The 23,656-nt window shown below is 70.5% G+C and carries 23 protein-coding genes and 1 pseudogene; 8 read left to right on the top strand and 16 right to left on the bottom strand.

Annotation, left to right across the window (positions count from 1 at the left end; genetic code table 11):
* The first annotated feature begins 56 nt into the window (after positions 1–56).
* Positions 57–833 carry a cytochrome c biogenesis CcdA family protein gene (locus JFB92_RS10300; protein WP_199037759.1) on the top strand — a complete coding sequence of 259 codons (777 nt, stop codon included), beginning with the start codon at positions 57–59 and terminating at the stop codon, positions 831–833.
* Positions 834–990: 157 nt separating this feature from the next.
* Here the strand turns inward: JFB92_RS10300 and JFB92_RS10295 are convergent, their stop codons facing one another.
* The 5 genes and pseudogenes from JFB92_RS10295 to JFB92_RS10275 form a co-directional block, all read right to left on the bottom strand.
* Positions 991–1,581, bottom strand: a complete 591-nt coding sequence (locus tag JFB92_RS10295) for a redoxin domain-containing protein (RefSeq protein ID WP_199037757.1) — start codon at positions 1,579–1,581, stop codon at positions 991–993.
* 362 nt (positions 1,582–1,943) lie between these two features.
* Positions 1,944–2,732: a phosphotransferase enzyme family protein gene (locus JFB92_RS10290; protein WP_307789100.1), complete on the bottom strand. Its 789-nt coding sequence runs from the start codon at positions 2,730–2,732 to the stop codon at positions 1,944–1,946.
* A gap of 25 nt (positions 2,733–2,757) precedes the next feature.
* On the bottom strand, positions 2,758–3,885 hold the full coding sequence (gene ftsY / locus JFB92_RS10285; protein WP_372451618.1) for a signal recognition particle-docking protein FtsY: 1,128 nt from the start codon (positions 3,883–3,885) through the stop codon (positions 2,758–2,760).
* A gap of 94 nt (positions 3,886–3,979) precedes the next feature.
* Positions 3,980–7,588: pseudogene (smc, locus tag JFB92_RS10280) on the bottom strand (chromosome segregation protein SMC); the annotation flags it as partial.
* A gap of 247 nt (positions 7,589–7,835) precedes the next feature.
* Positions 7,836–8,024: a hypothetical protein gene (locus tag JFB92_RS10275; protein WP_199037753.1), complete on the bottom strand. Its 189-nt coding sequence runs from the start codon at positions 8,022–8,024 to the stop codon at positions 7,836–7,838.
* A gap of 319 nt (positions 8,025–8,343) precedes the next feature.
* Between JFB92_RS10275 and JFB92_RS10270 the strand changes: the two genes are divergently transcribed.
* From JFB92_RS10270 to mutM, 3 genes are all read left to right on the top strand, one after another.
* Positions 8,344–9,087: a CAP domain-containing protein gene (locus tag JFB92_RS10270; RefSeq protein ID WP_199037751.1), complete on the top strand. Its 744-nt coding sequence runs from the start codon at positions 8,344–8,346 to the stop codon at positions 9,085–9,087.
* 205 nt (positions 9,088–9,292) lie between these two features.
* Positions 9,293–9,919: a helix-turn-helix transcriptional regulator gene (locus JFB92_RS10265; RefSeq protein ID WP_233162881.1), complete on the top strand. Its 627-nt coding sequence runs from the start codon at positions 9,293–9,295 to the stop codon at positions 9,917–9,919.
* 13 nt (positions 9,920–9,932) lie between these two features.
* The gene (gene mutM, locus JFB92_RS10260; protein WP_199037747.1) at positions 9,933–10,763 is read left to right on the top strand and encodes a bifunctional DNA-formamidopyrimidine glycosylase/DNA-(apurinic or apyrimidinic site) lyase; all 831 of its coding nucleotides are present in this window, start codon (positions 9,933–9,935) and stop codon (positions 10,761–10,763) included.
* Positions 10,764–10,767: 4 nt separating this feature from the next.
* Here the strand turns inward: mutM and rnc are convergent, their stop codons facing one another.
* The 9 genes from rnc to JFB92_RS10215 form a co-directional block, all read right to left on the bottom strand.
* Positions 10,768–11,484 carry a ribonuclease III gene (gene rnc / locus JFB92_RS10255; RefSeq protein WP_199037745.1) on the bottom strand — a complete coding sequence of 239 codons (717 nt, stop codon included), beginning with the start codon at positions 11,482–11,484 and terminating at the stop codon, positions 10,768–10,770.
* Positions 11,485–11,496: 12 nt separating this feature from the next.
* Positions 11,497–11,670, bottom strand: a complete 174-nt coding sequence (rpmF, locus tag JFB92_RS10250; protein WP_199037743.1) for a 50S ribosomal protein L32 — start codon at positions 11,668–11,670, stop codon at positions 11,497–11,499.
* A 27-nt stretch (positions 11,671–11,697) separates the two neighbouring features.
* Positions 11,698–12,267, bottom strand: a complete 570-nt coding sequence (locus JFB92_RS10245; protein WP_199037741.1) for a YceD family protein — start codon at positions 12,265–12,267, stop codon at positions 11,698–11,700.
* 92 nt (positions 12,268–12,359) lie between these two features.
* Positions 12,360–12,869 (bottom strand): SPFH domain-containing protein, encoded by a 510-nt coding sequence (locus tag JFB92_RS10240; protein WP_372451617.1) that lies wholly within the window; start codon positions 12,867–12,869, stop codon positions 12,360–12,362.
* Positions 12,870–12,932: 63 nt separating this feature from the next.
* Positions 12,933–13,424: a pantetheine-phosphate adenylyltransferase gene (coaD, locus tag JFB92_RS10235; protein ID WP_199037737.1), complete on the bottom strand. Its 492-nt coding sequence runs from the start codon at positions 13,422–13,424 to the stop codon at positions 12,933–12,935.
* Positions 13,421–13,978 carry a 16S rRNA (guanine(966)-N(2))-methyltransferase RsmD gene (gene rsmD, locus JFB92_RS10230; protein ID WP_199037735.1) on the bottom strand — a complete coding sequence of 186 codons (558 nt, stop codon included), beginning with the start codon at positions 13,976–13,978 and terminating at the stop codon, positions 13,421–13,423. The genes coaD and rsmD overlap by 4 nt, the downstream gene beginning before the upstream one ends.
* A 27-nt stretch (positions 13,979–14,005) precedes the next feature.
* The gene (gene recG, locus JFB92_RS10225) at positions 14,006–16,186 is read right to left on the bottom strand and encodes an ATP-dependent DNA helicase RecG (protein WP_199037733.1); all 2,181 of its coding nucleotides are present in this window, start codon (positions 16,184–16,186) and stop codon (positions 14,006–14,008) included.
* Positions 16,183–17,763 carry a DAK2 domain-containing protein gene (locus JFB92_RS10220; RefSeq protein ID WP_199037731.1) on the bottom strand — a complete coding sequence of 527 codons (1,581 nt, stop codon included), beginning with the start codon at positions 17,761–17,763 and terminating at the stop codon, positions 16,183–16,185. The genes recG and JFB92_RS10220 overlap by 4 nt, the downstream gene beginning before the upstream one ends.
* Positions 17,764–17,806: 43 nt before the next feature.
* Positions 17,807–18,949 carry a chromosomal replication initiator protein DnaA gene (locus tag JFB92_RS10215; protein ID WP_199037729.1) on the bottom strand — a complete coding sequence of 381 codons (1,143 nt, stop codon included), beginning with the start codon at positions 18,947–18,949 and terminating at the stop codon, positions 17,807–17,809.
* A 255-nt stretch (positions 18,950–19,204) separates the two neighbouring features.
* Between JFB92_RS10215 and rpmB the strand changes: the two genes are divergently transcribed.
* Complete coding sequence (rpmB, locus tag JFB92_RS10210) at positions 19,205–19,396, top strand: 50S ribosomal protein L28 (protein ID WP_199037727.1); 192 nt, start codon at positions 19,205–19,207, stop codon at positions 19,394–19,396.
* 82 nt (positions 19,397–19,478) lie between these two features.
* Here the strand turns inward: rpmB and JFB92_RS10205 are convergent, their stop codons facing one another.
* Positions 19,479–20,426: a thiamine-phosphate kinase gene (locus JFB92_RS10205; RefSeq protein WP_199037725.1), complete on the bottom strand. Its 948-nt coding sequence runs from the start codon at positions 20,424–20,426 to the stop codon at positions 19,479–19,481.
* 144 nt (positions 20,427–20,570) lie between these two features.
* On the opposite strand from JFB92_RS10205, the gene JFB92_RS10200 reads away from it, so the two are divergent.
* Genes JFB92_RS10200 through JFB92_RS10190 form a run of 3 tightly spaced genes read left to right on the top strand, consistent with a single transcriptional unit; the run spans position 20,571 to position 22,029 of the window.
* A complete protein-coding gene (locus JFB92_RS10200; protein WP_199037723.1) occupies positions 20,571–20,804 on the top strand; it encodes an Lrp/AsnC ligand binding domain-containing protein in 234 nt (77 codons plus the stop codon).
* 8 nt (positions 20,805–20,812) lie between these two features.
* The gene (locus JFB92_RS10195; protein ID WP_199037722.1) at positions 20,813–21,358 is read left to right on the top strand and encodes a DUF3515 family protein; all 546 of its coding nucleotides are present in this window, start codon (positions 20,813–20,815) and stop codon (positions 21,356–21,358) included.
* Positions 21,349–22,029 carry a DNA-3-methyladenine glycosylase gene (locus JFB92_RS10190; RefSeq protein WP_199037720.1) on the top strand — a complete coding sequence of 227 codons (681 nt, stop codon included), beginning with the start codon at positions 21,349–21,351 and terminating at the stop codon, positions 22,027–22,029. The genes JFB92_RS10195 and JFB92_RS10190 overlap by 10 nt, the downstream gene beginning before the upstream one ends.
* Here the strand turns inward: JFB92_RS10190 and JFB92_RS10185 are convergent.
* The gene (locus JFB92_RS10185; protein WP_199037718.1) at positions 21,922–23,610 is read right to left on the bottom strand and encodes a glycosyl hydrolase; all 1,689 of its coding nucleotides are present in this window, start codon (positions 23,608–23,610) and stop codon (positions 21,922–21,924) included. The two genes, JFB92_RS10190 and JFB92_RS10185, sit on opposite strands and share 108 nt — an antisense overlap.
* Between the last annotated feature and the right edge of the window lie 46 nt (positions 23,611–23,656).

Below are 23,656 nucleotides of genomic sequence, written 5' to 3'. Positions count from 1 at the left end.
GAATTGTAAGCGCGGTCGCAGACCGATTCGGGCCGTGTGATGCCAGTCTGGTTCCCATGCAAGAACTCCCTTTCGCGCTCGCCCTGGTCGCCGGCGCCGTGGCCGCGGTCAACCCCTGCGGGTTCGCGCTGCTGCCGATCTACGCCGGGTTCCTGATCACCGGGGAGGCCGACGAGGAGGTCTCGACGTGGCGAGCCCTGGGCCGTGCCGGCATGTTCACCCTGGCGATGACCATCGGCTTCGTGGCCGTCTTCGGCGCCTTCGGCCTCATCGTCTCCACCGCCGCGGTCGGCATCAGCTCGCTGCTGCCGTGGATCACCATCGTCGTCGGCGTGGCGGTGGCCGCGGCCGGGGTCTGGCTGCTGCTGGGCCGCGAACTGCCCACGTTCATGCCCAAGCTCGGCGGGCGGGAGGTCAAGCGGTCGCTCGGCTCGATGACGGTCTTCGGGCTGTTCTTCGCGCTCGCCTCGCTCTCGTGCACGATCGCCCCGTTCCTGGCACTGGTCGCCCAGACCTTCCGGTCGACCTCGATCCTGGGCGGGACGGCCATGTTCCTGGCCTACGCGCTGGGGATGGCCCTGGTGATCGGGGTGCTCTCGCTGGCGATCGCCCTGGCCAGGGAGGGCATGGTCACCTGGATGAAGCGCCACTTCCCCAAGATCCTGCGCGGGGTCGGCGCCCTGCTTCTGGTCGCGGGCGCCTATGTGGCCTACTACGGCTGGTGGGACCTGCGGGTGATCAGCGGCGGCGACCCGAACGACCCGGTCATCGAGGCGGCGATGTCGGTCCAGAGGTTCCTGGAGGACCTGGTGAAATCGGTCTTCGGCCGCTGAGGCGACCCGGGTGGGGCGCATGTCCGGTGGGGTGGCCCGGGCTCCCCTTGCCCCTTCTACCCACCCTGGGTGGGTAATGAATGAAGAGGCGGCAGCGCCCACGATCCCGGCCGGGTGTGACGATCTCCGCCCGGGATCGCACGCGCTGTAGCGAGGTTCACAAGGTGGAGGCCACCGCGTCGTTGAGGTCCGATTCGCTCAGCGAGCCGTTCTCGACGACCTCGCCGTCGGCGTCGAGCACGACGTAGACGCTCTGGCTGACCACTTCGAAGGAAGTGCGCAGCTCGTAGTCCACGTCCTCAAGATGGACGAGAGAGCCGGTGCCGGTCTGGTCCACGAAGCCCTGCCGGTCCTCGGTGCTGCCGGTGGCGTAGAGGCCGGCGCCGGCGACGCCGACGATGTCGACCTGGTCGCCGTAGGTCTCGAACAGGCCCGAGACGGCGCCGCCCTGGCCCTGGCAGACCGGGCAGTCGTGCTCCCAGAACCACAGGACGGTCGGGTCGCCCGCCAGCGAGGAGCCCTCGAAGTCCTCGCCGTCGAGGGTGACCGCGGTGAAGTCGAGGAGTTCGGGGACCGCCATGTCGGCTTCGGTCGTCTCCTCCTCGCCGGTCGTCTCCTCGGCGTCCTCGGTCGCCGCCTCGGAGGTCGTCGGGTCCGGCTCGGCGGGCTCCTCCTCCGCGCCGCAGGCGGAAAGGGAGAAGGCGGCGGCCAGTCCGGCCGCGGCGATCGCGATCCCAGTGTGTTTCAAGGGGGTGTTCCTTTCAGAAAAGTTCGCTGTCCGCCCCCAATGTTCCAGCCATCGGAGGCGAAAACCGCCGGTCTAGGGCTTACAGAATGATGAAATCGTGGCAGCAAGCGCTCCCATCGGGTGATTTCCGGACCACAAGGCATATTGATCTACGACGATGTATTGACAGGCAAACGCTAACCCGATAGGTTCAGTGGCAAATCCCTCGAAATCCTTCCACACCAACGAAGCCACTGGGGCGATCATCCCGGCACTGGGAGCGCTCCAGTTGCGGCGCGGCACATCTGGTTCCCATTCACCAGCGGTGTCACGCGCCCCGAGGTGCGGGCTCCGGCGGCTCCCGGCTCGTCGTCGGAGCCCGCTTACCTGAGGGCCTCGTCCAACTTGTAGCGCTCGGCGTCCAGCAGCCGCAGGTCGCGCGCCGGGCGCCGCAGGTGCCCCTTCTGGACGATCCGCTCGAAGGTCGGGTCCCCGGCCTGCGCCATGCGGCGGATGCCCTCGATGTGGTCGACCACGCGCTTGCGGATCACCTTGATGAACCGGGCCCGGTCCCGCTCCGACAGCCCGTAGGCGTCGGCGAACAGCCGCAGCCGCCGCGGCCGGTCGGGCTTCTTCCAGCCCAGGGTCATCGAGTCGCGGTCGGTGAAGATCGGCACCCAGGTCCAAGCCGCGTACGCGACGTCGTAGATGCGCGCCCCCGGGCTGGCCAGGTCGAAGTCGATCAGCGACAGCGTCCCGTCCGGCCGCCAGACCACGTTGTGCGGAGCGGCGTCGTGGTGGCAGATGACCTCGGTGTCCGGCGGCGGGGGCCCGAATGACCGCCACCTGGCCCCGGGCGGGGGCTGGAAGCTGTACTGCGCGTCATGGAACATCCGCAGCATCTTCCCGACCGCCACCAGGGTCTCGTCGGTGGTCCAGTGCGGCGCGAGGGGGTACTTGCCGGGTTCGCCCTCGACGAACGACAGCACCTCGCGGTCGTGCTCGTCGATGCCCAGCGGCCGCGGCGCACCGGTGAACCCCGCCGTGTGCAGGTGGCGCAGCAGCGCGTGGACCGCGGGCGTCCAGGGCCCGGTATTGCGCCGGACCGTGTCGCCCAAGCGGACCACGGTGCTCGTGTTGCCGCCGATCAGCGGAATCTCGTCTTGGCTCACCGGTCTCCGCCGTGCCCGTCCCTAGTCAGTCCTCGGTGCCATCGACGATGGCGTCGACGAACTCCCCTACCTCGAAGGGGGCCAGGTCGTCCGGACCCTCACCGAGTCCGACCAGCTTAACCGGTACTCCCAACTGCCGTTGAACCGCGATGACGATCCCGCCCTTGGCGGTTCCGTCGAGCTTGGTGAGGACGACGCCGGTGATGTCGGCGACCTCGCCGAAGACCTTGGCCTGCTGGAGCCCGTTCTGGCCGGTCGTGGCGTCCAGGACCAGCAGCGTCTCGGCCACCGGCCCCTGCTTCTCGACCACCCGCTTGACCTTGCCGAGCTCGTCCATCAGGCCGGTCTTGTTCTGGAGCCGCCCGGCGGTGTCGACCAGGACCACGTCCGTCCCGGTCTCGGCCCCGGTCTTGACCGCCTCGAAGGCCACCGACGCCGGGTCGGCCCCCTCGTCGCGGCGCACGACTCTGGCCCCGACGCGGCCGCCCCAGGTCTCCAGCTGGTCGGCGGCGGCCGCGCGGAAGGTGTCGGCCGCCCCGAGGATGACCGAGCTGCCGTCGGCGATGAGCACGCGCGCGATCTTGCCGCAGGTGGTGGTCTTTCCCGAGCCGTTGACGCCCACGACCATGAACACGGCCGGGCCGTCACCGGAGGGCGATCTGGTGGCCAGGGACCGGTCGAGCCCCGGGTCGAGCACGGCCGTCAGCTCCTCGGTCAGCAGGCTCCGCAGCTCGGAGGTGGTGCGGGTGCCGAGGACCTTGACCCGCTCGCGCAGGCGCTCGACGATCTCGGTGGTGTCGGCGATGCCGACGTCGGCGGTCAGGAGCGTGTCCTCGACCTCCTCCCAGACGTCGTCGTCGAGCTTGTCGCTGGCGAGCAGCGCCAGCAGGCCCTTGCCGAGGGCGTTGTTCGAGCGCGACAGGCGCGAGCGCAGGCGCACCAGTCGGCCGGCGGTGGGGGCGGGGACCTCGACCTCGGGCGACTCCTGAGCGCTCGGAGCCGCCTCGGCCTCGGGCTCGACTTCGGGTTCGTCCTCCGGCCGCTGCTCGGCGGGCGCGGCGATCCGTTTCGCCTTCGCCCGGAAATAGGCGATCAGTGCGCCGCCTGCGGCGGCCACCACGACGGCGATGGCCACGATCAGCCAGATGGACAGGTCGTTCACGGGGCACCCTCCAGTAAGTCTCAATGCACCACCACTGTACTGACAGGGCGCGGGAGCGCTTCGCGAGCTTCACGCGGTGCGGTAAGTCCTCCTCGCGGGAGAACTTCTGGCTGATCACCTGCGTCACGCCCGATCGCATGGTGACCCCGTAGAGGGCGTCGGCGATCTCCATGGTGCGCTTCTGGTGGGTGATGACCAGCAGCTGCGAGTTCTCCTTGAGCTGCCGCAGCAGGTCGAGCAGGCGCCCCAGGTTGACGTCGTCGAGGGCGGCCTCGACCTCGTCCATCAGGTAGAACGGGCTGGGGCGGGCGCGGAAGATCGCGCACAGCAGCGCCAGGGCGGTCAGGGACCGCTCGCCGCCGGACAGGAGCGAGAGCCGCTTGACCTTCTTGCCGGGCGGGCGGGCCTCGACCTCGACGCCGGTCGAGAGCAGGTCGTCCGGTTCGGTGAGGATGATCCGCCCCTCGCCGCCGGGGAAGACGGTCTGGAAGACGTGCTCGAACTCCCGGGCGGTGTCGGCGAAGGCCTCGGCGAAGACGTCCTGGATGCGCTCGTCGACCTCCTTGACGACGGTCTGGAGGTCGGCGCGCGTCTGCTTGACGTCCTCGAGCTGCTCGTTGAGAAACTTGTAGCGCTCCTCGAGCGCGGCGAACTCCTCGAGCGCGAGCGGGTTGACCTTGCCGAGGAGCTTGAGTTCGCGCTCGCCCCGGGCGGCGCGCTTCTCCATGATGGCGCGGTCGAAGGGGGCCGGGCCGGGCTCGGGCCTCCCCTTCTCCTCGGCCTTGGTGATCTCCTCGGTGGCGGGCGGCACGGGCTGGTCGGGCCCGTACTCGTTCAGCAGGGTCTCGATGTCGACGCCGAAGTCGGCTCCGGCCTTCTCCTCAAGCTGCTCGATGCGCAGTCGCTGCTCGGCGCGGGCGACCTCGTCGCGGTGCGCGGCCGAGGTGATGCGTTCGAGTTCGGCGGCGGTGGTGGAGGCGCGTTCGCGCAGCTCGGTGAGGGCGGCCTCGCGTCGGGTCTGCTCGGCGGCGAGGCGGTCGCGCTCGATCGCGGCGGCCTCCAGCGAGTCGGTCAGGCGCACGCCGGTCTGCTCGGCGGCCTCGGCGACCAGTTCGGCGACGGCGGCCCCGCGGGCGCGGGCGGCGCGGCGGGCCTCGGCGCGGGCGCGGGCGGCGCGCTCGGACTGGGCCTGGCGGGCCAGGGCGTCGGCGCGGCCGGCGAGCGCGGAGGCGCGCTCCTCGGCGGTGCGGACGGCCAGGCGGGTCTCCATCTCGTTCTGGCGGGCGGCCTCGAGCTGGCGGGTGAGCTGGTCGCGCTCGTCGGTGGAGGGCTCTTCGATCTCCGGTTCGGCTTCGAGGGCCTCGAGCTGCGCTTCGAGTTCGGCGAGCCCGGCGGTGTCGGCTTCGCGGGCGGTTTCGGCGCGCTCCTTGGCCTGGGCGAGGCGGGCGACCTCGGCCTCGGCCGAGCGGGCGGCGGCGCCGAGTTCGGCCTGGCGGCGGTTGACGGCGCCGAGGGCGGCCTCGGCCTGTCGCTGCGCGGCGCGGACCTCTTCGGCGCCGCCTTCGGCCTCAGTGAGGGCGTCGCGCGCCTGGTCGAGGCGGTCGCGCAGCTCGGCGGCCTGGGATTCGGCGGCGCTCTTGCGGTCGCGGGCCTCGTCGACGGCGGCTTGGATCTCGATGTAGGACTGGGCCTTCGCCGAGCCGCCGTGGGCGGTGGCGGCGCCGATGACGTCGCCTTCGCGGGTGACGGCGGTCAGTTCGGGATAGGCGGCCACGATGTCGCGGGCGGCGGCGAGGTCGTCGGCGACGACCATGCCGGACAGGACGGCGCGGACGGTCCCGGCCAGTTCGGGCGGGGCGGCGACGGTGTCGGCCACGGCCCGGTGTCCCGGCGGGACCGCCGTCTCGGTGGCGGCCCCGGCCACCAGGAAGGACGCCTGGCCGCCGTCCTCGTCGCGAAGGAACCGGATCGCGGCGGCGGCGCTGCCCGCGTCGGTGACGGCCACGGCGTCGGCCAGGCGGCCGAGCGCGGCGGCCAGGACGGCCTCGTAGCCGGGTTCGACGGTCAGCAGCGCGGCCACACTTCCGAGGACGGAGTCCGAGGAAATATTGGCTCGGTCGAGGACGGAGTCCGAGGAGAGATCGGCTCTGTCCAGTTCGCCCGGCTCGCCGGAGGCGAGGGCGAGCAGGGCGGCCGCGCCGTCCTTGCGGCGCAGGCCCATCGCGAGCGCCTCTTCGCGGGCGGCCCAGTGGGAGGCGTCGCGGTCGGCCTCGCGCTCAGCCTCGGTGAGGCGGTCGACCTCGGCCTTGGCTGCCTGGACGCGGGCCTTGGCGACTTCCAGCCGCTCGTCGAACTCGGAGTCGGCCTCGGCGGCCTCGCCTTCGGCCTCGGCCTCGGCGGCGGCCTCGGCGGCGGTCTCGGCGCGCTCCTTGGCCTCGGCCAGGGCGGTCGCGGCGCGTTCGATCTCGTCGTCGGCCGCGGCGGTGCGGCTGCGCAGGGACTCGACGCGGCCGTTGAGCCTGGCGAGGGACTCGCGGCGCTCGGCGGCCGCTTTGACGGCGCCGACGATCCGCTGCTCGGCCTCGGCCAGGGCGGTCTCGGTCTCCTCGCGGGTCTCCACGGCGGCCGACAGCCGCTCGGAGTCCTCGGCGATGCCCTCGCGCAGTTCGATCTCCTGCTCGCGGATGCGCTCGGCCTCGGTCTCGAGCATCTCGGGGTCGCGGCCGGGGCGGTCGTCGGCGGCGTCCTCGGAGAGGTAGCGGCGGCGCTCGGCGGCGAGCTGGGCGGTCGAGCGGAGGCGCTCGGCGACGGCCTGAAGGCGGTACCAGGTCTCCTGGAGGCGGGCCAGGCGCGGCTTGTCGGCGGCGTGGGCACCTTCGAGCTCGGTGATCTGGGCCGACAGCCGCTCGTGCTCCTCGTCGAGCACGTTTCGGCGCTCGCGCAGGGCCTGCTCGTCGGCCAGGTCCTTGGCGATGTCGGCGCGCAGGCCGGTGAGGTCGTCGGCGAGCAGGCGCAGACGGGCCTCGCGGAGATCGGCCTGGATGGTCTGGGCGCGGCGGGCGAGCTCGGCCTGGCGGCCGAGCGGTTTGAGCTGGCGGCGCAGTTCGGCGGTGAGGTCGGAGAGGCGGTCGAGGTTGCCCTGCATGCCGTCGAGTTTGCGGAGGGCCTTCTCTTTGCGCTTGCGGTGCTTGAGGACTCCGGCGGCCTCTTCGATGAAGGCGCGGCGGTCCTCGGGGCGGGCGTGGAGGTAGGAGTCGAGCTTGCCCTGTCCGACCAGGACGTGCATCTCGCGGCCGATGCCGGCGTCGGACAGCAGGTCCTGCACGTCCAGCAGGCGGCAGCGGTCGCCGTTGATCTCGTACTCGCCTTCGCCGGAGCGGAACATGCGGCGGGTGATCGAGACCTCGGAGTAGTCGATGGGGATGGCGCCGTCGGTGTTGTCGATGGTGAGGGTGACCTCGGCGCGGCCGAGCGCGGGGCGGCCGGTGGTGCCGGCGAAGATGACGTCCTCCATCTTGCCGCCGCGCAGCGACTTGGCGCCCTGCTCGCCCAGGACCCAGGCGATGGCGTCGACGACGTTGGACTTACCGGAGCCGTTGGGGCCGACCACGCAGGTGATGCCGGGTTCGAAGCGCAGGGTCGTGGCCGAGGCGAAGGACTTGAAGCCCTTCAGCGTGAGGCTCTTGAGGTACAACGGTCAACTCCGTGGCAGGGTCCGCGCGGTCAGGACTGTCCAAGACTACAAGGCCCGACCGACCGGCACGTGCATATCGACCTCGGACGGGGCCCGCGGTCGCCCGGTTCCCGGGCCCGCCACCGGAAGAGGGCCGCGATCGGTCAGGCGGTTCGGGGCCGCGCGGGGCGGGAACCCGGTCCGTACACGACAATGCGCGCCGGCTGTCGTGCAGCAGGCGCGCTCGTATTTCCATGCGCAGTGACGGCTAAGTCAACGCGGGCTCTTGCAGCCGCATCAACTCCTCGGCTTCATCGTGCTGAACCTCGTTCTCCCGGGCGCGAAGCTCGGCGAGCTCGGTCTCGAGGCTCCGTACCCGCGCACGTAGCTGGACCACTTCTTCGAGGAGGCGCTTGTTCGGGGCCTGCCCGATGTGGCCATAGAGGGCTTTCGCCATAGTTTCTCCTTGCGATCGCGTCGTTTGGTGACGGTGGTGTGCGCACCATGAATAACGTCGCATGTAGCTGAGTGAATTTTTCGCGATCGGGGCCAATTGCCCCGGCCTGGACCAGTGGAGCACTGCTCGTGAACACTGATCGTCTGTGAACATCATCCGCCTGCGCGACGGTTCCCGTCAAGCATTACACAGGCTTTGCCCTCCGGATTCGACAGGGGTCACACCTCGCGATCCGCGTCACCCCGCCTGACCTGATAGAGTGCCCGACAAACCGGAATAACCTTCGTGTAACTCCCCGTAACGAGGTCGCCACCACCGCATGAGCAGACCCAGAGGCGGGCGACACCGCAGCCCCGCCGCAGAGAGCCGACGCCGGATGTTCCTCGCGATACTCCTGGCCTTCGGCCTGAGCGGCGCCTCCACCTCACTATGGGCACTCGACTCGCCACAGGACGACACTTCCGCTCCATCGGATGACCGCGTCACCGCCACCATCGACGGCACGCCCGCCACCGGAGACGTCCCCGAGCTCGACGTCGACGACGCCTCGATCCAGACCCAGGAGGCCGAAGAGGAGCCGACCAGCGCCGAGCCCGAGCAGATCGACTCCAGCCCCGAACCCGACGACGACGGCGATGAGGGCGGCGACGGTGGCGGAGGCGGCGGAGACGACTCCGGCTCCCAGCCGGACCCCGGCCCCGCCGACGAGGTCCGGGCCCTGGTCGACGACGAACGGGCCCAAGCCGGATGCGGCTCGCTCGAATCCCAGTCCCAACTCGACGCCGCGGCCCAGGGCCACGCCGAGGACATGGCCGACAACGACTACTTCGACCACACCTCCCTCGACGGCCGCTCCCCCACCGACCGAGCCCGCGACCAGGGCTACCAGGGCGGCGTCGGCGAGAACATCGCCTACGGCTACCCCAACGCCGAAGAGGTCATGATCGGCTGGATGAACTCCGAGGGCCACCGCGCGAACATCCTCAACTGCGACTACCGGTACCTCGGCATCGGCATCGCCGACCGCGACGGCACCCTGTACTGGGTGCAGAACTTCGGATAGGAAGCCGAGCCCGGACGCGGCGGACAGCCCGGCCCGGCGCCGCATTATCGCAGCCAGACCGGCACCGAGAGGCCTTTTGTCGGCAAGCTGACTCAACTCTGGACGACTCCATTACCAGCAGTCATCCTGGGATAGCCGCCTGAATCGGCGCGCGTCTGGGGAGGCGAGGAGAAATCCGAAGGACGAGGTACCAACCGTGCGTGTCATGCTGTACGACCCCAACCAGGTGTTCTCTGCCAGCATCCGACCCCTGCTCAACCGCCGCGGCGACACCGCCATCGAGGCCAAGACGCTGAAGGCTCTCGCGACCAGCGACGAGAACATCGACTGCTGTCTGGTGGCGTTGGAAGCGGTCTCCAGGAACCGAGTCCTGGCCGACTGCCGCAGACCGGTATTCCTCATCACCGACAGAGAGGACGGCTCGGTCCTCCGCAAGGCCGTCTCGGTCTCGGCCTGCGGCATAGCCAACACCCACATACTGGCCCGCGACCTACTGCACGCCATCGACAGGGGCCTGGCCGATCCCCCCTACTACGATCCGCAGCTGCTCGAGGCCGCACTCCAGCCGGCGCCGCTGCTCGGGCCGCAGGACGCCCACGAACTGGCGCACCACCTCACCCCCCGCGAGGACGACGTGCTGCGCCGCATCGTCCGCGGCGAGCCGACCAGCCAGATGGCCATACAGATGGGGGTGTCGGTCTCCACCGTCCGCTCGCACGTCCAGAACGTGCTCGGCAAGCTCGGAGTGAACTCGCGCCTGGCCGCGATCGCGTTCGCGCTCAACTACGGCCTGGAGACCACCCTCCGGGAGCAGCACCCGCAGCTGTCGTGAGGATAATGGAGCCGTGCCTGAACTCCCCGAAGTCGAGACGGTCCGCCGCGGAGTCGACGCGGCATTCCGCGGCGGCCGCATCACCTCCGTCGAGGTCTACAACCCGCGCACCGTGCGCCGCCACATGCTCGGATCCGAGGACTTCGCCGCGACCCTGACCGGCCTGACCGTCACCGGCAGCGGCAGGCGCGGCAAGTTCATGTGGCTCGAACTCGATGACGGTCGAGCTCTCGTCTGCCACCTCGGCATGAGCGGCCAGTTCCGCGTCATGGACCCCGGCAGCGAGGCGCACCCGCACCTGCGGGCGCGGCTGCGATTCGCCCACGGACCCGAACTGTGGTTCGTCGACCAGCGCACCTTCGGCTTCCTGGAGGTCGCCGACACCGACGACACGCTCCCGAAGTCGCTCGCGCACATCGCCCCCGACCCGTTCGAAGCGGCCTTCGACGCCGACCGCGCCGTCGAACGGCTGCGGGCACGACGCATCGAGGTCAAGAAGGCCCTGCTCGACCAGGGCTGGATCTCCGGGGTCGGCAACATCTACGCCGACGAGGCGCTGTGGCGCGCCCGCATCCACGGCCGCCGCAAAGGCGAGCGGATATCGGAGGGCAAGGCCCACGAGCTACTGGACTGCGTCCGCGCCGTGCTGGCCGAAGCCATAGAAGCCGGAGGCACCTCATTCGACGAGCTGTACGTGCGCGTCAACGGCCAATCCGGGTACTTCTCCCGCGAACTGGCCGCATACGGACGCGCCGGACAGCCGTGCAGACGCTGCGGAACGCCGATCCGCAAAGAGGTCATCGGCGACCGCTCGGCGCACTACTGCCCGAACTGCCAGCACTGAGACCCTAGCGGGGATCGACCCCGAGCCGCTCGGAGAGCACCCGCCAGGCCAGCTCGGCCGCGATCTGCTCGGCGTCCTTCTTCGAACCGCCGGTGCCCTCGCCGAACTCCTCGCCGGCCACCACCGCCCAGGCGGTGAACTCCTTGGCGTGGTCGGGCCCGGACTCGGAGATGCGGTACTCGGGTACGCCCAGGCCGGAATCGGCCGTCAGCTCCTGGAGGCTGGTCTTCCAGTCCAGGGCCGCGCCCTGACCGGCCGCGCGCTCCATGAGGGGATCGAAGAAACGGTGCACCACCCGCTTGGCGGTCTCGACCCCGAACTGGAGGTAGACCGCGCCCAGCAGCGCCTCCACCGCGTCGGCCAGGATCGAGTTCTTGTTTCGCCCGCCCGAGGACTCCTCGCCCTTGCCGAGCAGCAGGTGCGGGCCGATCCCGCCGTCCCCCATGCGGCGGGCCACCTTGGCCAGCGCCTTCATGTTCACCACCGACGCCCGCAGGCGCGCCAGCTGCCCCTCGGGCAGGTCCGGGTGATTGCGGTACAGCGCGGTGGTCACGACCAGGCTGAGCACCGAGTCCCCGAGGAACTCCAGGCGCTCGTTGGTGGGGATGCCGCCGTGCTCGTAGGCGTAGGAACGATGGGTCAGGGCGAGACGCAGCAGTTCGGGGTCGAAATCCCGGACCCCGAACACCGCTTCGAAATGTTCAACTGCCTTGTCGCCCATGGGCAGAGGCTCTTAAGCCTCGAGAACCTGGCGGCCCTTGTAGGTTCCGCAGACCTCGCAGACCTGGTGGCCGCGCTTCATGGCGTGGCACTGCGGGCACTCGACCAGGCGCACCGGGGCAGCCTTCCACTGCGAACGGCGGTGCCGGGTGTTGGAACGCGACGTACGACGCTTCGGAACAGCCACTTCAGAACTCCATACTTATCCGCTGAGCTACTTCGACTCGCCGTCGGTGTCGGCGAACCGCAACTTATCCAATGCTGACCACCGCGGATCGACCGACTCGTGCCGGTGGTCTGCGGGCAGCTCGTCCCAGGGCGCGCCGCATTCGGCGCACAACCCCGGGCAGTCAGGTCGGCACAGCGGGGTGACCGGCATCGCCAGCACCAGCGCGTCCCGAACCGCGGGCTCCAGATCGAGCAGATCCCCCCGAAGCCGCAGAATCTCGTCGGCGTCAGTGGTCTCTTCGGTGACGGAGCCTTCATAAGCGTACAGCTCCTGCACCTCGACCCTGAGAGTGTCCTCGATCGGTGCGAGGCACCTCGCACACTCCCCCTCGACCGGGGCCTCGACCTCGCCGTCGACGAGGACGCCCTCGGAGACGGCCGTCAACCGGACGTCGACCGACAGCGGCGCCGAAGCCGGGACCTTGAACACCTCGATGCCCAGCGCCTCGGGAGCGTCGACCTCGCGCGAGACCTCACGGCTCACGCCGGCGCCACGCCCCATCTCCGCGGTGTCGACCACCAGCGGAGCGGCGGGATCCAGAGCAGTGTTCGTCATGGGTGAAAAGCGGTCCTAACTCAAAGGGAACTGCCTCGATCGAGGCCGACCGACAATGCTACATCAGCCCGATCGGCCAGCCCAAACTCGCCCTAGAACTGCGGAAGCGGCTTCTCGTCCTCGGACTCCCCCTGCGGCGGGGAGAACGAGCCGATCTCGCGCAGCGTGTGCATCTTGTCCCGGCCCCGCTCGACCCCCGACAGCGCGCGGTGCAGGAACTGCTCGAAGTTGGCGAGCGTGGTGTCCACATACTCGTCGACCTCGTCGCGCAGCCGCTGCGCCTCGCCGCGGGCCTCACCGATGATGCGGTTGCCCTCGTGCTCGGCCGAGACGGTCACCTCGTGGCGCGAGACCAGGCGCGCGTGCTCGGTCTCGGCCTCGCCGATGATCCGGTCGGCCTCCCGTTCGCCGGCCTCGATGATCTTGTCGCGCTCTTGCAGCATGGCCTCGGAGCGGCGGATGTCGGCAGGAAGCTCGCTCTGGAGCTCCTCGAGCATGCCGATCAACTCGGCCCGGTCCACCTTGCAGGCGCGGGACATCGGGACGGCCTTCGCCGCCTCCACATAGGCGATGATCTCTTCGATCCTGTCGAGCGGACCCACCGATTTGCTCCCGTCGATTTCTGTCATGGGGTTATTGTCCCTGATCGAGACCGGAATCACGGGTCAATCTTGACGCATGCGTTCCACCAGTCGCCGCTGGACGACCTCGGGGACGTGCGGGGAGATGTCCCCGCCCCACTTGGCCGCGTCCTTGACCATGGAGGACGAAAGAAAAGAGTACAGCGGATTGGTGGGCATCATCACTGTCTCAATACCCGCCAACCCATAGTTCATCTGGGCCATCTGCAGTTCGTAGTCGAAGTCCGATATCGCGCGAACGCCTCTGACGATGACACCGACGCCGTGCTCCTTGCAGAAGTCGACGACGAGCCCCCGGAAGGAGGCGATCTTCACGTTCGGCATGTCCTGGGTGGTCTCTCGCAGCAGCTCCACCCGTTCCTCGACGCTGAACACCGCATTCTTGGAGGCGTTGTGGAAAACCGCGACCCACACCTCATCGTACAGCTGAGAGGTGCGGCTGATGATATCGAGATGACCGTGGGTCACCGGATCGAACGACCCGGGGCACACCGCGTGCCGAGCTTCAGGGTTCACAAGCGGTGACCGTAGCAAAGTGCGGTGGTTCCGTATTTTCGGACACGGTCCTCTGAGACCTCTGCCGGCCACGGCACGGCCGCGTCCCTGCCCGAGCGTTCGATCACCACGTCGGCGTCCTCAGCGAGCCATTCGTTCGCCACCAGGGCCTTGAGCATCGAGGAGACCGCCTCGTCAGTGACCGCGTAAGGCGGGTCGGCGAAGACGATGTCGTACGGCTCACCGGGAGCCGAGGAGAGGACCTTCTCGACCGGGACCGACATCACCTCCGCGTCCTCGACACCGAGAGCGGCGACATTGCGGCGCAGCAGCTTCGCGGTCTGGAAATGAGACTCCACGAACAGGGCGTGCTCGGCGCCGCGCGAGAGCGCCTCGAGCCCGACCGCGCCGGAGCCCGCGTACAGGTCCGCGAAGCGGAAGCCGGTGAGATCCCCGCCGGGGGCGAGCGCGTTGAACAGGGCCTCCCGGACCCGGTCGGAGGTCGGGCGGGTCCGGTCGCCCGGCGGCGTGGCGAGACGGCGGCCCTTGAGCGAGCCGGCGATTATCCTGGTCACCCGACCAGTCTAGTCCAGGACTGCCGCTCAGCCCTTCTCCAGATATTCGCCGCGGTCGGCGGCCAGGTCGTCGACCAGGGCCGCGAAGAGCGGATGGGACGACATGGACGGGTCGGTGCCGACCAGCGCCGTCGCGTCGGCGCGGGCGGCCTCGATGATGTCGACGTCCTTCAGCAGCGAGAGCAGTCTGACGTGCGATTTCGTGCCGGACTGGGCGTCGCCGAGCACGTCGCCCTCGCGGCGCTGCTCGAGGTCGAGCTCGGCCAGCTCGAAGCCGTCGGTGGTGGAGGCGACCGCTTCGAGCCGCTCGCGGGAGGTGGAGCCGTCCGGAGCCTCGCTGACCAGCAGGCACAGTCCGGGGTGGCTGCCGCGTCCGACGCGGCCGCGCAGCTGGTGCAGCTGGGAGATCCCGAAGCGCTCGGCGTCGAGGATGACCATCGCGGTGGCATTGGGGACGTTCACGCCCACCTCGATGACGGTGGTAGCCACCAGGACGTCGATCCGTCCGTCGGCGTAGGCGCGCATGACGCGGTCCTTCTCGTCGGTGTCGAGGCGGCCGTGGAGAAGGCCGACTTCGAGGTCCCGAAGTGGCCCGGCGCGCAGCTCCTCGACCACGTCCACGACCGCCAGCGGTGGTCGGCGGTCGTCACCGGAGCCGTCCTCGGATCCGCTGTCTCCCACCCGCGGGCACACGACGTAGGCCTGACGCCCGGCCGCGACCTCCTCGCGGACCCGGCTCCAGGCGCGGCCCATCCAGCGCTGGTCGCGGTAGGGCACGACGTGGGTGGCGATGGGACTGCGCCCGGCCGGGAGCTCGGTGAGGCGGCTGGTCTCCAGGTCGCCGTAGACGGTCATGGCCACGGTCCTGGGGATCGGCGTGGCGGTCATGACGAGCGTGTGGGGAGGCCGCTCGGCCTTGGAGCGCAGGGCGTCGCGCTGCTCGACGCCGAAGCGGTGCTGCTCGTCGACCACGACCAGGCCCAGATCGGAGAAGTCGACGCCGTCGTAGAGGAGGGCGTGGGTGCCGACGACGATGCCGGCCGCGCCGGTGCGGACCGCTTCGAGGGTCTCGCGCCGCTGCGCGGCGGTGGCCGAACCGGTGAGCAGTGCGACGCGGGTCGCGTCCGGGGGCGAGGTGAGTTCGCCGCCGCGGGCGAGGTCGCCGAGCATTTCGGCGATGGACCGGTGGTGCTGGGCGGCGAGGACCTCGGTGGGTGCGAGCAGGGCGGCCTGGCCGCCGTGGGCGACCACTTGGAGCATCGCGCGCAGCGCGACGAGGGTCTTGCCGGAGCCGACGTCGCCTTGGAGGAGGCGGTGCATCGGGTGCTCGGCGGCGATCTCGGCGGCGATCTCGGCCCCGACCCGGACCTGCCCGGCGGTCAGTTCGAATGGCAGCGCGGCTTCGAAGGCGTCGGCGATCGCGCCGCCGGGCGGGTAGGGGGTGGCCGGTTCGACCGCGGCGGTGGCCTTGCGTCGCACGAGCGCAGCCTGCATGACCAGGGCTTCCTGCCACTTGAGGCGTTTCTTGGCCGCGCCGAGGGATTCGAAGGACTCGGGTCGGTGGATCTGGCGCAGGGCCGCGCCGTAGCCGGTCAGGCCCCTTTCGGCCCGGATCGGTTCGGGGAGCGGGTCGGGCGGGTCGGCGAGCAGGTCGAGGGCGATGCGGACGCTTTTGCCGATCTTCCAGGTGGGCACGTCGGAGGTGGCCGAGTAGACGGGGATGAGGGCCCCGGCGAACTCCTCGACCGCGTCAGGCCCTCCTTCGGCGTCCTCGTCGAGCAGTTGGTACTGGGGCGAGTTGAGCTGGAGACGGCCCCGGAACTGGGCGACCTTCCCGGCGAACAGGCCCCAGCGTCCGGCGGCGAGCTTCTGGGCCTGCCAGGGCTGGTTGAAGTAGGTCAGGGTGAGGGTGCGTCCGGCCTCGTCGGCGACGACGACCTCGGTGAGCTGCCGCCGCTGCGGCCGCCCGCCTCCGCCGGGCTTGCGCGGCAGGTCGCGGGTGGTGGCGGCCCGGACCTGGGCGACGACGGTGGCCTCCTCGCCGATCTGGAGCGAGCCCAGGTCGGTCTGCTCGCCGCGCCTGGCGTAGCGGAAAGGGTAGTGGCCCAGCAGGTCGCCGACGGTCTCGAGGCCCAGTCCCTTGTCGAGGGCAGCGGCGGTCTTGGCGCCCAACACGTCTCGCAGCCGGGTCTCCAGCTCGACTGTCATTCGGCTCCGATCAGGATCAGCGGATCGTCTTGGCCGGCGGGCAGCTGCTGGAGTTCCACCAGCGGCCACGCCTTGTCCACATGATCGCTCAGGGCTGTGACAGTCTCGGGATCCCACTCCGCGCCCGGCAGGAGCGTGATGAGCTCGGCCCCAGCCGAACAGAGGCGGTCGATCAGGTCGAGCGCGGCCACGGCGGGGTCGGTTCCGGTGTGGACGACATCGCCGTCGACCAGGCCGAGGACCTTCCCGGACCGGTAGCGGACCTCGCCGGTCCGGCAGGAGGCGGCGGCCTCGGCCATGGCGATGACGTCGTCGTCGAAGGGCCGGTCGGGGTCGTGGACGGCGAAGGCGGCCAGGCTCTGCATGATCGAGCCGGTGGGGATGGCCGCGACGCGGTAGCCGTGGCCGCGGGCGGCGTGGGCGGCTTCGCGTACGGCGTCGACGGCGTCGGGGTCGTCGACGAGCACGACGGCGTTGGGGCCGCCTCCGGCGCGGATGGCCAGCAGCACGTCCTCGGCGGTCCCGGTCGCGGCCACGCGGCAGCCCTCGGTCTCCAGCAGGCCCCGCAGCAGGGGCAGCGCGGTCACGGCGACCACGGCGCGGTCGAGGTCCTGCGTCTGGACCCTGGAGTAGGCGTCGTCGAAGCGGGTGACCGAGATCCGGTGGACGCGGCCGCTTTCGATCCCGGCCTCGATGGCGGCGCCGATGTCGTTGACGTGGACGTGCACGTTGAAGGTGGTGACGGCCTTGGAGGCGCGGGAGCCGATGATGACCACCGAGTCGCCCAGGGCGGCGAGGCGGTGCCGCAGCTCCGAGACCTGGTCGGCAGAGGATTCGAGCAGGTACTGGACCTCGTAGTCGTATTCCTCGGAGCCGGTCTCGCGCGGGACCTCCTCGAGCGGGGCCGGGCTGCGGGTGCGGTGGCGTTCGAGCAGGTCGAGCGCGCCGCTCGAGGTCGATCCGGTGAGCGTCTCGACCAGGGCCTCCAGCAGCAGCGCCAGGCCCAGCCCGCCGGCGTCGACGACGCCGGCGCGGGCGAGCGCGGGCAACTGCCCGGGGGTGGCGGCCACGGCCTGCGCGGAGGCCTCCGCGGCGGCGCGGGCGGCCGAGACGAGCCCGAACGGGGCGGCTTTGGCGGCCGCGGCGGCGGCGGACTCGGCGACGGTGAGGATGGTGCCGGCCGTGGGCACCGCGACCGCCGCGGTGGCGGCGTCGGTGGCGGAGCGCAGCCCGGCGGCGAAGGCCCTGGCGTCGACGGTCTCGGCGGTCCAGGCGTCGGCCAGTCCGCGCAGCATCTGAGCGAGGATCACCCCGGAGTTCCCGCGGGCCGACAGCAGGGCCCGCCCGGCGGCCTCGTCGAGCAGTCCGGGCAGCGACAGGTCCGCGGAGACGCCTTGGAAGGCGGCATGGAGGGTCGCGACCATGTTGGTCGCGGTGTCGGAGTCGGCCACGGGGAAGACGTTGAGCTCGTCGACTCCTCGTCGGTGGCGGGTCAGCGTGTCGATGCCGCGCGCGGTCCATTCGCGGACCGCGGCGGCGTCGAGGGCCACGGGGCTGGATTCGGGGATGGCTGCCACGGTCCGACAGGATACGCGCTCGGTGGACCGGACGGTTTGGCAGCTACATTTCGGGCTCGCCGAATTGGAGCGTCTGGCGCATGGCCTCGATGGCCTCGGTCTCGTCCTCATTGGTGGCGAATCCGGCGAATCCGGCGTAGGTTCCGTCGCCGAGGTCGATCACGGCGGCGATCACGGTGGTGTCGCCGACGGTGAAGGTGCTGAAGTTCGCCTGCCTGGCGTCGACCCAGTAGCCGACGGTCTCCGTGTCGGCGGCCTCGCCGCCGGCGGTGGCCGCGAGCGAGTCGCCGAACGCGTCGGACACGGCCCCGAGCGGATTGTCCTCGTCAGCGGCGTCTTCGGCTCCGATGGCCCCGAGGTCGATCAGGCCGACGGAGGCCGAGGCGTCTCCGGCCTGCACTCCGGTGCCGTTCGGCAGGGCTTCGGGTAGCTCACCGATCTCCTCTCCGGAGCCACCGGCGACGAAGTACACGCCGGCGTCGGGGTCGCCGACCGCGACGGGCTCCTCCTCGGACTGGTTCTCGATGGTGCCGGTCCGGTCGCCGTCGTTCGGTTCGCTCTGGTCGGAGTCGGGGTTGAACAGGATGAAGCCGCCCAAGCCGAGGGCTCCGGCGATCACGGCGATGCCGATCAGGAGGATCCACAGCGGCCCGCGGCCGCCCTTCTTCTTCTTGCGCTGGATCTGGCCGGGCTGGGCGCCGCCCCACGGCTGCCCGCCCGGTCCGGAGGAGACCGGCACCAGCTGGCCTCCCGGCGGACCGAACTGGCCCTGGCCCGGCGAGACGGGCATTCCCGAGGCGGGGACCGACGAGACCGGCGGCATGCCGGGGCCGTACCCCTGGGCGGGCATGCCGGAGGCCGGGATTCCGGATGCCGGCATCCCCGAGGCGGGGACTCCCGCCGGGGGCGCGTCGAACGGCGAGACCGGGACCCCCGGAGGCGGCCCGAAGGGCGCCTGCGGCTGGCTCGGATGCCCGGGGGGCTGGGTGTACTTGACCGTGCCTTCGTCTTCCATCGGCGGCTGCTGGCTGCCGGGGTGCCCCATCTGCTGGCTCTCCGGGGACCAGGGCGGCGGCTCCTGGCCGGGAGGCTGCTCGTTAGGCCGGTAGACCGGCTGCTCCTCCTGCTGCGGGGGAGAATTCGGCGGCTGCCACCCATCGGCAGGCGGCTGCTGGGGGTTGCTCATGATCGACTCACCAACGGGAATTCGGGCATCGGCACATCACTGTTTGTGGCTAGCCTACGGGATCAGCCCCAATCCTAGAGTGGCCCGAGGTGGGCGTGCGCGGCAGCCGCCACAGTGCACAGGAGTCCTGCTGGGAGAGGGCGTGTGACGCAGGCCCCCCGACCTGGGCGCGTCGCGGCTGCTCAGGTCCGTTAGAATTGCCGGGTTGCCCGCCGTGGGGGCGGGCCGATTCACGTCAATGCAGGAGTTTGGATTATGTCGAGCGTGTGTGAAGTCTGCGGCAAGCGCCCGGGCTTCGGCAACAACGTCCCGTGGTCCCACAAGAAGACCAAGCGTCGTTGGAACCCGAACCTGCAGACCATTCGCGTCGCTACCGGCTCCGGGGACAACAAGCGCCGCGCCAAGGTCTGCACCTCGTGCCTCAAGGCCAACAAGGTGTCCCGTTAGGCGTACAGGCCGGTAACGACAGACTCTGACGCCGCCAGGGCCCGGTCCTGGCGGCGTTTGTCGTGCCCGGCGCACGGCGGGCTCATTCCTGGAAGTGGTCCCATCCGGTCGGTCCGCTCCAGCGCTGGCCGTCGACGGTGACTCCGGTGCCACCGTCGACCGAGCCGATGCGCCTCCAGCCTTCGGGCAGGAGCACGTCCGGAGGAAAAGCCGCCGCGAGGGCATGATCTTCGCCTCCGGTCAGGAGCCATTTGCGGGGGTCGGCCCCGAGCGCTTCGGCGGCGTTGGCCATCGGTTCGGGGACCTCCAGGGCCGCGGAGTCGACGTCGATGGCCGCCCCGGAGGCGGAGGCGAGGTGGCCCAGGTCGGCCAGGAGCCCGTCCGAGACGTCGATCATCGCGTGCGCGCCCATCAGGGCGGCGTCGCGTCCGGCCGCGTACGGCGGCTGCGGGCGCCGGTAGGCGCCGACCAGGGCGCCCGGGGAGCGGAAGCCGCGCGAGAGCACCAGCAGGCCGGCGGCGGCCCAGCCGGTCCGGCCGGCAATGGCGATCACGTCTCCGGGTTCGGCCCCGGAGCGGGTGACCGGTTCTCTGCCCTCGAGGTCGCCGAGGGCGGTGACGGTGACCGTCAGCAGGCCGCCGCGGGTGGTGTCGCCGCCGATGACGGCCGCGCCGACGCTGCCGGCCTCGGCGGCCAGGCCCTGGGCGAGTCCTTCGAGCCATTCGGCGGGCAGGTCCTGCGGGGCCGAGACGGCGGCCAGCAGGGCCGTCGGGCGGGCACCCATCGCGGCGATGTCGGCCATGTTGGCGGCGGCGGCCTTATGGCCGACGTCGGCCGCCGAGGACCAGTCTCGCCGGAAGTGGTTGCCGTCGACGAGCATGTCGGTGCAGGCCACGACCCGGCCGTCGGGGGCGGTGGCGACGGCGGCGTCGTCGCCGGGCCCCAGCACGACGGCCTCGGTGGCGGTGAAGTGCCTGGAGAAGCGCTCGATCAGTCGGAACTCGCCGACCTCGGCCACGGTTTCGCTCACGTTGGATTCCAGTCCCGGAAAGTTGACGCTCGTGTAGTGACTGCGTAATCTTCGCTCAAGTGCGGTCGGGATACCGGTCAGCCCCGCCGGTGTCGCGTTTCGATCGCCCACCCCACGAGTGCCCGCGGGAGAGGGAGGCCTGTCATGGTGCAGGCGTACATTCTGGTTCAGACCGAGGTCGGGATGGCCCAGGACGTGTCCAGTGCGGTCGCCAAGATCGACGGCGTGGTGCGGGTCGACATGGTCACCGGACCCTACGACGTGGTCGTTCTCACCGAGGCAGCCACCGTGGACCAGTTGGGGGCCTTCGTGGTGAGTAGAGTCCAGCGAGTGCAGGGCATCACCCGCACGTTGACCTGTTCGATCCTGGAACTCTGAGGAGCGCCGTGGCCAAGTCGAGGCTTCCGGCCGTGGTCGCCACGGCCGTGGCGGTGCCGGTGGCGGCGGTCGTCGGCGTGCTGGTCTTCAACTTCATCTCCTCGGCCGCCGACGGGGACCGCTTCGAGGCCGACTGGGACCTGTCGCCGGTGGAGGTCGAGGTTCCGACGTTGGGCGACGAGGAGGCCGTGGTGTGTCTGGCGCTGACCTCGTCGGTGCCCGAGGAGGTCGCCGGGCTCCCGGCCCGCCCGGTCGAGGGCGGGGACCACGCCGCGGAGTTCGTGGTGGCCTTCGGCGACCCGGCGGTGGTGGCCACGTGCGGGGCCGAGCCGGTGGAGGTCGAGGACACCGAGGCGGTGTTCGGCCTCAACGGCGTGTGCTGGTACTCCGACGAGGACGGCGACGGCGAGCGCTGGGTGACCCTGGACCGGGAGGTGCCCGTGGGGGTGGACGTGCCCGGTGACTACCAGGCGCTCGATGTGCTCAATGGGCTCTCGCCGGTGGTGGCCGACAAGGTTCCGGCCGCCGAGGACGCCCCGACCGGGTGCTCGTGACGCCGCGGGGGTTCTTCGAGCGCGACCCGGTCGAGGTGGCTCCCGAGCTGCTCGGCCGTCTGGTGGTGTCCGGTGGTGTGACGGTGCGGCTGACCGAGGTGGAGGCGTACCGGCAGGACGATCCGGCTTCGCATTCGTTCCGGGGGCCGACGGCGCGGACGGCGGTCATGTTCGGTCGGGCCGGGCATCTGTACGTCTACTTCACCTATGGGATGCATTTCTGCGGCAATCTGACGTGCGGGCCGGTCGGGTTCGGGGCGGCGGTGCTGCTGCGGGCCGGGGAGGTCGTCGGCGGGGTCGAGGTCGCGCGGGAGCGGCGCGGGGAGCGGGTGGCGTTCCGGGATCTGGCGCGCGGTCCGGCGCGGCTGGCGCAGGCCATGGGCTGGGACCGGTCCGATGACGGCGTCGACATGGTGGGCGCGGTCTCGGACGGGTCGGGGCCGGTGGAGGTTGCTTGCGGGCCTCGGACGGGCATCATGCGGGCCGCGGAGGTGCCGTGGCGGTTCTGGATCGCCGGGGACCGGTTCGTCTCGCCGTACCGGCGGCATCCGAAGGCGTCCTCGTTATTCGAGTTTCACGTCGAACAGTTCCGAGGCCATGAGGTCGCGGTAGGCCTCGAGCGCGTCGGGGTCGGTGTCGACTTCGGAGTCTCTGCCTTCGGCGTCGGGTGAGGAGAAGTAGACGACGGCCTTCAGTCGCGGGTAATAGGCGAACTGCTCGGCGGCGGAGCGGAAGACCGTCTCCTGGTGGTCGGGGTGGCCGTCGGTTTTGAACACGCCCCATTCGGCGAGCATGAGCGGTTTGGTGGGGTGCTGCTGGCCGACCCAGTGGTAGTAGCCGGGCCAGGTGCCGTCGTCCTTGGTCTGGTCGACGATCTCGGTGAAGTCGGAGTGCCCGTCGTCGTTGAGGGATTGGCCGTAGCCGGAGACGCCGATCCAGTCGACGACGTCGTCGCCGGGGTAGAGCTGGTCGTGCCAGGGGACCTCGGTCCATTTGAGGTAGCCCATGTAGTTCATGACGGTGACGAGGTTGTCGGCTCCGGCCGAGCGCAGGAAGTTCACCACGTAGCGGTACATCTCGCGGTAGTCGCCGGGTTGCATGCCCGAGCCGGGCCGGTTGATGACGTCGTTCTCGGGTTCGTGGTGGACGGTGAAGAAGAACGGCTGGTCGAAGTTCTGGTCGATGTGGTCGGCCAGGCGGGTCAGGTAGCGGTCGACGTCGGGGTCTCCGGCGGCGATCTCGGCCCAGGTGGCCATGCGCGGCTTCCAGTTGATGAACAGGGTGCGCGGATTGTCGGGGTCGGTGGCCAGGTCGATCTGCTTTCGGGTGGGGAACAGGCGTCCGTCGGCGCGTTCGTAGGCGTGGTAGATGTGCTGGGTGCGGCCGACGGTCTGCTCGAATTCGAGGAAGGCGTCCTCTTTGGGGCGGCTGGTGTGGGCTCCGGCGGCGGCTCCGGTGAGGGTTCCGCAGGTGGGGATGAGTTTCTCGTCGGTGCGGCAGGTGCCGTAGGTGGTCTCGGCCTGTCCCGCTTCGGGCGCTGCCGGCCGCGGGTCGGGGTCTTGGCCGGGGGTCGGGGACGGGTCGCCGGTCGGGCTGGGGGTCGGGTCGGGGGTGGACTCGGTGAGCAGGGACGGGCCGTCGCCGCCGCCGGTGCCTTCGAATTCGAGGTAGGCGTCTCGGTTGGGGGTGGTGACGGCGAATCCGTAGCGGCCCGGCGAGTCGATCGCGCCGGTGAGGTCGAAGGTGACTTCGGTGGTGGTGGAGTCGGTGAGGGCCGCGTCCCAGACGCGGCCGTAGGGGGGTGCGGTGTCGGCGCTGAGGGCGCACAGGCAGTCGACCGGGCGCACGGAGGCGATTTCGAGCACGACCGCGTCGTCTTGGGGCGGGAGCAGCATCGACAGTCGCAGCCTGGCGGTGTGGTCGGGCGGGACGGTGGATTCGTCGACGACGAATTGGAGGTGGGTGACGGTGATGCCGAGGTCTTCGGAGGTGCCGACGGGGAGCACGGCGGACTGTTCGGGGGCCGGTCCGTTCATGTCGGTGGCGGTGAAGGAGGCGACGGTGGGGGCGTGCTCGTGGCGGGCGTTCTGCTCCCAGGCTTCTGTGGCGGTGCCGGCGCGGCGCTCGTGTTCGGTGCCGACGCCGTAGCCGATGACGAAGCCGGACATGACCAGCGGCACGATCGCCAGAAGGGTGATCAGTCCCCGGCCGGCCCTCAGCGGCAGTCCTCGCCGCGCGTTCGAGTTGCTCATCTGGTCCCACCTCACGGGCGTTCGCGTCCGTCGCGATCAGATACCG

The organism is Glycomyces salinus, assembly GCF_016428645.1.
Lineage (GTDB): Bacteria > Actinomycetota > Actinomycetes > Mycobacteriales > Micromonosporaceae > Glycomyces > Glycomyces salinus.
The sequence above is the reverse complement of the archived record's forward strand: the minus strand, read 5'-3'. Positions and strand labels throughout refer to the sequence as shown.

Coding starts and splice junctions, on each gene's coding strand:
- JFB92_RS10300 (WP_199037759.1), top strand. CDS start 57: ATGCAAGAACTCCCTTTCGCGCTCGCCCTGGTCGCCGGCGCCGTGGCC.
- JFB92_RS10275 (WP_199037753.1), bottom strand. CDS start 8,024: ATGGCGAAAGCCCTCTATGGCCACATCGGGCAGGCCCCGAACAAGCGC.
- JFB92_RS10270 (WP_199037751.1), top strand. CDS start 8,344: ATGAGCAGACCCAGAGGCGGGCGACACCGCAGCCCCGCCGCAGAGAGC.
- JFB92_RS10265 (WP_233162881.1), top strand. CDS start 9,293: ATGCTGTACGACCCCAACCAGGTGTTCTCTGCCAGCATCCGACCCCTG.
- rnc (WP_199037745.1), bottom strand. CDS start 11,484: ATGGGCGACAAGGCAGTTGAACATTTCGAAGCGGTGTTCGGGGTCCGG.
- JFB92_RS10245 (WP_199037741.1), bottom strand. CDS start 12,267: ATGACGAACACTGCTCTGGATCCCGCCGCTCCGCTGGTGGTCGACACC.
- recG (WP_199037733.1), bottom strand. CDS start 16,186: ATGACAGTCGAGCTGGAGACCCGGCTGCGAGACGTGTTGGGCGCCAAG.
- JFB92_RS10215 (WP_199037729.1), bottom strand. CDS start 18,949: ATGAGCAACCCCCAGCAGCCGCCTGCCGATGGGTGGCAGCCGCCGAAT.
- rpmB (WP_199037727.1), top strand. CDS start 19,205: ATGTCGAGCGTGTGTGAAGTCTGCGGCAAGCGCCCGGGCTTCGGCAAC.
- JFB92_RS10200 (WP_199037723.1), top strand. CDS start 20,571: ATGGTGCAGGCGTACATTCTGGTTCAGACCGAGGTCGGGATGGCCCAG.
- JFB92_RS10185 (WP_199037718.1), bottom strand. CDS start 23,610: ATGAGCAACTCGAACGCGCGGCGAGGACTGCCGCTGAGGGCCGGCCGG.